Genomic DNA, 7,587 nt, shown 5'->3' with positions numbered 1-7,587 from the left:
GATCCCTTTAGAGTGCTCATTTCAACAATACTTAGTCTGCGTACCAAAGATAAAACTACAATTAGTGCAAGCAAAAAACTTTTTATTGTAGCAGATTCTCCAAAAAAAATATTAAAGCTTAACAGAAAAGAAATTGAAAAACTTATCTATCCTGTAGGTTTTTATCACAGAAAAGCAGAGCAAATCTTAAAGATATCCGAGATATTGATAACAGATTACAATGGAAAAGTGCCAAATAAAATAAATGATCTTTTAAGACTTCCAGGTGTAGGTAGAAAAACGGCAAATCTTGTACTCAATGAAGGGTTTGGCAAATTAGCTATCTGTGTAGATACACATGTACATAGAATTTCAAATCGTTTAAATCTTGTGAAAACAAGCGAACCAGAAGAAACAGAATTCGCCTTACAAAAAATTCTACCAAAAAAACACTGGATAGTTTTTAATGCACTTCTTGTCACTCTTGGTCAAAATATCTGCACTCCTGTATCCCCAAAATGTTCCCTCTGCCCTATAGAAAAATATTGTCCAAGGATAGGGGTCGATAAACACAGATAAAGCCAATTAAATAGCAATTATTCAGCTCTTTGTGTAAAAAAAAATATCTGCTAAAATGATGTCCGCATGAAAAAAATTATATTAATAATATTAATGACAGGAATAATAATTACGGGTTGTAGTAACAACAAAACCCAGGTAAGGCTACTTGATAGCATAACGCACAAGGAAATCCAGGGCACGGTTATAATAAATAGAGAGAAGCTGCAAATACAAGATGGTACCGTTTCCCTGAAAAAAGGAACAATCAGTATAAGCAAAGATGGATATGTCACAAAAAATATAGAAATAACCCAGTCCAATCACATAGTGTACCTTTCACCCATTTCTTATCTTAAAGTAAATGTAGTGAGCTACAACGGAACTGGCATCGAAAATGCAACAGTACAAATTGGGGACAGAAAGGAAATCACAGACAAAGATGGAATTTGCATTATATCGCCTGCAGAGAAAGGTAACCAAATTATTGAAATTAATAAAAAATTCTTTGAAAGCAAAAAAATTCCAATAGATATCATGCAGGGGAAAAATGAAATTTCTATACAATTCCTTACAAACAACAGCGTAGTTCAAGAATACTTGAACTCCCTTATATTTCCATATGATCAAGAAGATTTTTCTTTCACAATTAGCATAGGTGGAACAGCCGATCAACAAGAAATTGATTATCAATTTGCGGGAAAAGTGGTAAATTATGAAGTAAAAGAAATATGGGATAAAAATATCCACTACATATTCGACAATAATGAACCACTTATTATAAATCCGTTAGAAGAGAAAGTAAAAGATCAAGAAAAAATAAGTGCATTAACATATGCAAGGGATGTAATACAACGAATATTAAATTTCAAAGATGAAATCAGCAATCTAAATGTGTCAGACATATCTGACAATAAAATTTTAATAAAAGAAAACAAAACTTTTGAGAGTAAAAATATCGAAGAAGAGATACTAATGCAAGCAGCAAACAGAAAGATATATAGAATCACAATATCGCTTGCATCCAATGACATAGAAAATATGAATATAAATGTTCAGATCGATATAGAATAGGAGGAGATATGGGATTCACACATCTACATTTGCACACAGAATACAGCTTGCTAGACGGGTTAAATAAAATTCCGAAATTAGTACAGAGAATAAGAGAGTTAGGAATGGACTCTGTAGCCATCACTGATCACGGAAATATGTACGGTGCTATAGATTTCTATGAAACGATGATAAAAAATGGAATAAAGCCAATTATAGGCTGTGAAGTTTATGTTGCGCCAGACGGAAGGTTAAAAAAAGAAAAAAGAAGCGCAAAGAGATATCATCTTGTTCTGCTTGCAAAGAACAATACAGGCTACAAAAATCTCATCAAAATCGTATCCATAGGATTTTTAGAAGGCTTCTATTACAAACCAAGAGTAGACTACGAAATATTAAAAAAGTACCACGAAGGCATTATTGGCCTAAGTGCTTGTTTACAAGGAGAAATACCGTCATCAGCACTTAAGGAAGGGAAAGAAGCAGCACGTAAGGCTCTACATAAATACACAGATATATTTGAAAAAGAAAATTTCTTCCTCGAAATACAGAATCACAACTTGCCAGAAGAGAAAGAAGCAATTCGGATAATGGCAGAGCTCTCGAAAGAAGAAAACATACCGCTCGTAGCAACAAACGATGCACATTATCTGAGAAAGGAAGATGCAAAAGCGCATGATATAGTGCTCTGTGTTCAAACGCTTGCTAAAGTAGAAGATCCTGATAGAATGCGTTTTCAAACAGAAGAATTCTACATAAAATCTGAAGATGAAATGAGAAAAATCTTTAAAGAATTCCCTGAAGCAATTGACAACACCGAGAAAATAAAAGAGATGTGCAATGTAAATTTTGATTTTAACACCTACCATCTACCTCGGTTCACTCCCGATGGCGAAGAGTGGAATAAACAAAAAAATATAGACTTCCTAAAAAAGCTTACAATAGAAGGCCTGAAAAAAATGTACCCCATTGAACAAATTCCTGATGTACAAAAGCGCGCAGAATACGAACTTGAGGTCATTAATAAAGTTGGTTTTACAGATTATTTTCTCATTGTACAAGATTTCATAAGCTGGACAAAAAAGCACAACATCCCAGTAGGTCCTGGAAGAGGTTCTGCTGCAGGAAGTATAGTATCATATGCACTTAACATCACGGAAATAGATCCATTAAAACACGATCTCTTATTTGAGCGCTTTTTAAACCCGGAGAGGGTGTCAATGCCAGATATTGATATAGATTTTGGAGATAAAAAAAGAGATGAAGTAATAGAATACGTAAAAAATAAATACGGTAAAGATCATGTAGCTCAAGTAGCAACATTTGGCAGAATGGAAGCAAGAGCAGTTATAAGGGATGTCGGAAGGGCGCTAAACTTCCCATATGGAGAAATAGATAAAATTGCAAAGCGCATCCCGTTTGGTGCTTCTCTAGAAAATGCTATTGAAACAGTGCCGGAACTTAAAGAAAAATCGAACAGTGAAAAATACAAAGAACTCTTTCAAATAGCCATAGTCCTTGAAAGCAATGTTAGAAATTTTTCTACCCACGCTGCCGGCATTGTTATCGGAGACAAACCCTTAATAGAATACATACCACTACAATTAGATAAAAATAATGCCATAATTGCCCAATTTGATAAGGATATCATAGAGCATATCGGTCTATTAAAAATGGATTTTCTTGGCCTGCGAAACCTTACCATAATGCAAGACACAATAGGAATGCTCCAAAAAAACGGCATAGATCTCAACTTAAAAGAAATTCCAATGAATGATAAAAAAACATTTGATATGCTAAAAAAAGGTGATTCTATCGGAGTATTCCAATTAGAAAGCAGTGGTATGAGAAAAGTATTAAAAGGCGTACAACCAGAAAGCATAGATGAGCTTACGGCAGTAGTAGCTCTGTACAGACCAGGAGCAATTAGAGCCGGTGGAATAAAAGAATACATTAAAAGAAAAAATGGCAAAAAGAAAATAACCTATCCTCATCCAACATTAGAGCAAATTTTAAAACCAACCTACGGAATCATTGTATACCAGGAACAGATAATGCAGATTGCAAATGTACTTGCTGGATATACAATGTCTGAAGCAGATATCCTGAGAAAAGCAATAGGAAAAAAGAAGCCGGAAATATTAAAAAAACAGAGAAGCATATTTATAGAAAAAGCCGTAAACCAAGGGATAGACAGGATTATTGCAACAAAAGTATTTGATTTGATAGAGTTCTTTGCAGGATATGGATTCAATAAATCCCATGCAGTGTCTTACGCAACAATCGCATATCAAAATGCATACCTTAAAGCACATTATCCAAAAGAATATTTTACTGCTCTTCTGAATGCCTACATAGGCAATGAAGATAAAACAAGCGAAATAATATATGAGATAAAAAATAAAGGAATAGACATACTTCCTCCTGATATAAATAAATCAGCTGTCTACTATAATATAGAAGGTGATTCCATTAGATTTGGCATGTTTGCTATTAAAAGTATAGGTGAAAAAATTCTTGAAAAAATAATTGAAGAAAGAAAACTGTCAGGAGAATTCAAATCGCTTAGTAGTTTTCTAAAAAGGTGTAACCCATTTAAAGTCAATAAGAAAGTTGTAGAAAATCTCATAAAAGCAGGGTGTTTCGATTCCTTTGGCAGAGACAGAAAAGAACTTTTAGACGAATATGGAGGGAACGCAAAAGAAGAAATAATTTCTCTTTTTGGAGGAAACACGCCTATAATCACAAGCAAACGTTCATCGTTAATGGATACCTTAAACTATGAAAAAGAAGCGTTTGGCTTTTATATTTCTGGGAATCCAATAAACACATATTTGCCCATTTTAGAGGAACGGGAAATTCCTACTGTGTCTTCCATTTTAAACAAAGAAACTGAAAGCAAGGTAATTGTTGCAGGCATCAAAGATAAAGTCAAAAGAAGTAAAACAAGAAATGGCAATCATATATATAAATTCAAAATGGAAGATGCCAATATAAAAATAGAAACACTTGTCTTTCCCCACAATTATGAAAATTTTACACCCTATATAGATAAAGAGGGAGTAATTGTAATAGAAGGAACGATTAGAAAAGAAGAAGATAATATAATACTATTTGCAGAAAAAGTGGTAAACTTCTTTACAGAAAAAGACATCAAGAAAAAAGATGAATATAAATCATTACACCTCTATATAAAAGTTGGAGCTGAATTAACAAAAAAACTTGGGGAGTTAAAAAAGGAAATAAAACTGCATAAAGGAGGAAATCCAGTAATTATACACCTCCTAAAGGATGAAAAAGACATAAAAATTGCACTTTCGTCAAAATATTTCGTAAAAAATTCGAAACAATTCCAAAGAAAGGTTGAAAAACTCTTCGGGGAAGGCACATTAAAAATTAAGGATTGGAGACAATAAAAAACCAAAAAATATCTTGTAATGGGACTTTTTTAGAAAAAAAAGCTAAAAAATGTAGCAAAAAAGGCATTTCCCCTCTTGACAAGCAAAAAAAACTAGTTAAAATCAGGGTAAGATGCCTCAAAAAGGCAAATACTTAAAGAAGGAGGGAAAATTTATGAACAAACCAGAACTTATTACTGCAATTACAAAAAAAACTGGTCTTAAGAAAAAAGATGCAGCAATGATGCTCGATTCTTTTGCAGAGGTCGTAACAACTACTCTCAAAAAGGGAGACAAAGTTGCACTGATCGGATTCGGCACATTTGGAGCAAGAAAGAGGTCAGCAAGGAATGGCGTAAACCCAAGGACAAGAAAGAAAATCAAAATTGCTGCAAAAACAGTACCTTTCTTTAAACCAGGGAAAAAGCTAAAAGACGCAGTAGCAAAAAAGAGGTAAATAAACAAAAAAACAGGGAGTTTGCATAATTACTTAACATTCTCCCTGTTTTTTTGTTTATTTTTCAAAAATTATTGTACTCATCGTATTTTATCAAAATTAAATTCTTAAAAATTATTTCAAATTTTATTTGCAGAACTTGATTTTTTTAAATTTACAAATAAAATTCTAAAAGCTCGATTTAAGGGAGGGGGGGAATGACAAAGGAAAAAATTCTTAAAGAAATTTACAATAAAGAGATTAATGCAATATGGCTTCAGTTTGTAGATATTTTAGGATTTCCAAAACTTATAGAAATCAGTTCAAAAAAACTTGAAAAAGTAATAGATCATGGAATTGCCTTTGATGGATCATCAATTGAGGGATTTGTAAGAATAGAAGAATCTGATATGGTGCTGTATCCTGACCTCGATACATTCACTATATTGCCATGGACGTTTGATCAACCAATAAAAATAGCACGTTTAATTTGTAATGTATATGGACATAACGGAAAACCATTCAGTGGTTCTCCACGCTATATGTTAAAAAAAGTAATAGGAGAAGCAAGAAAATTGGGCTTTTATATGTATAATGGTACTGAAGAAGAATTTTTCTTGTTCAAACTCACGGAAGATAAAAATCCCTCAACAAAACTGGTAAGTGACGGAAGCTACTTTGAAATGCTTCCAGAAGATATTGGCGAAAAAACTCGCATAGAAATAGCAGTTGCCCTTGAAAAAATAGGGTTTGAAATTGAAGCTTCGCATCATGAAGTAGCTCCTTCCCAACATGAAATAGATTTTAAATACGCCGATGCACTGAAAACAGCAGATAGAGCAACCACATTTAAAACTGTCGCAAAAACCATTGCTTTACAAAATGGATTATACGCAACATTTTTACCAAAACCTATCTTTGGAATAAATGGATCGGGAATGCATACTCATATTTCTCTCTTCACAAAAAACGGTAAAAATATTTTTTATGCTCCAGATAAACAATTTAATCTCTCCAACATAGCATTATATTTCATAGGAGGGCTATTAAAACATGCAAAGGCAATCACTGCAATAACAAATCCGATTGTAAATTCTTACAAGAGACTTGTCCCAGGATACGAAGCCCCTGTGTATATGTGCTGGGCTGAAAAAAATAGAAGTGCTTTAATTAGAGTGCCTTTAGGTGAATTTGAAGAAAAAAGAATAGAATATAGAAGCCCTGACCCCACAACAAATCCATATCTTGCCCTTGCAGTAATTTTAAAAGCAGGATTAGACGGCATAAAAAATAAAATAACACCCCCAAAACCTGCAAATAACATCAACATATACGAACTTTCCGTTAAAGAAAAATCCGCTATGGACATTGATATCCTGCCATCTACCCTAAGAGAAGCGATCCAGGAATTAAAGAAAGATAAGGTAATACTATCTGCTCTTGGCGATCATATAACTAAGAAATACATAGAAGCCAAAGAAAAAGAGTGGGATGAGTATCGAATACATGTAACCGATTGGGAAATTAAAAATTCGTTACCCATTTATTAATTTTTACACATTCTTTTCAAAAAGTACTGGACTAAATCACTATAAAGAAGCTTCTTTTATAAGAAGCTTCTTTTTGATATAATTTAAATGATGAAATTAAAAAATAGAAGAGATGAAATATTAAAAATTTTAGTAACAGAATACATTAAAACAGGACAGCCAGTAGGATCAACAAGAATAGCTGAAAAGTTTTGTATCCCTATTTCTTCTGCCACTATAAGGAACGAAATGGCAGAGCTTAAGAATTTGGGATATATATATCAGCCTCATATTTCTGCAGGCAGAATTCCAACAAGCAAAGCATATCGCTTTTTTATTGAAACTTTTTTAAAAGAAAAGAAAGAGAAAATCATAAAAAAAATAGAAATTTCCGCCACTGAAAAAACAAAAGACCTTAATTCTGTGTTAGAAAAAGTATCGGAATTTATGTCCAAAAGCACAAAAGAAATTGCCCTCGTACTGTCCCCTGAAACAGAAGACGAACACATTAAATATATACATTTTTTTGCAATAAACAACCAAAATGTATATACCGTACTGGTCGCTGACACCTATACTTCGGAAGCAGCTCCTATTGTCAAAACAAAAACATCCACGAATGAATTGCTCTTAA

General features: G+C 33.1%; 6 protein-coding genes. All 6 read left to right on the top strand.

The window, feature by feature from the left end; translation table 11 throughout:
- On the top strand, nucleotides 1–558 hold a 558-nt coding region (nth, locus tag U9Q18_04620), incomplete at its 5' end, for an endonuclease III (protein ID MEA3313640.1).
- Nucleotides 559–624: 66 nt separating this feature from the next.
- On the top strand, nucleotides 625–1,611 hold the full coding sequence (locus U9Q18_04615; GenBank protein ID MEA3313639.1) for a hypothetical protein: 987 nt from the start codon (nucleotides 625–627) through the stop codon (nucleotides 1,609–1,611).
- Between the two features lie 8 nt (nucleotides 1,612–1,619).
- Nucleotides 1,620–5,006, top strand: coding sequence for a DNA polymerase III subunit alpha (locus U9Q18_04610; protein ID MEA3313638.1), 3,387 nt, complete (start codon nucleotides 1,620–1,622; stop codon nucleotides 5,004–5,006).
- A gap of 157 nt (nucleotides 5,007–5,163) precedes the next feature.
- Nucleotides 5,164–5,445, top strand: coding sequence for an HU family DNA-binding protein (locus tag U9Q18_04605; protein MEA3313637.1), 282 nt, complete (start codon nucleotides 5,164–5,166; stop codon nucleotides 5,443–5,445).
- 197 nt (nucleotides 5,446–5,642) lie between these two features.
- Complete coding sequence (locus U9Q18_04600) at nucleotides 5,643–6,974, top strand: glutamine synthetase family protein (protein MEA3313636.1); 1,332 nt, start codon at nucleotides 5,643–5,645, stop codon at nucleotides 6,972–6,974.
- An 87-nt stretch (nucleotides 6,975–7,061) separates the two neighbouring features.
- Nucleotides 7,062–7,587, top strand: a 526-nt coding sequence (locus tag U9Q18_04595) for a hypothetical protein (GenBank protein ID MEA3313635.1), incomplete at its 3' end; no start/stop codon positions are given.

The sequence above is a fragment of the Caldisericota bacterium genome (assembly GCA_034717215.1).
In the GTDB taxonomy this organism is placed as follows: Bacteria; Caldisericota; Caldisericia; order Caldisericales; family Caldisericaceae; genus UBA646.
Note: the sequence above shows the minus strand (reverse complement) of the source record. Positions and strands in the feature narration are given on the sequence as shown.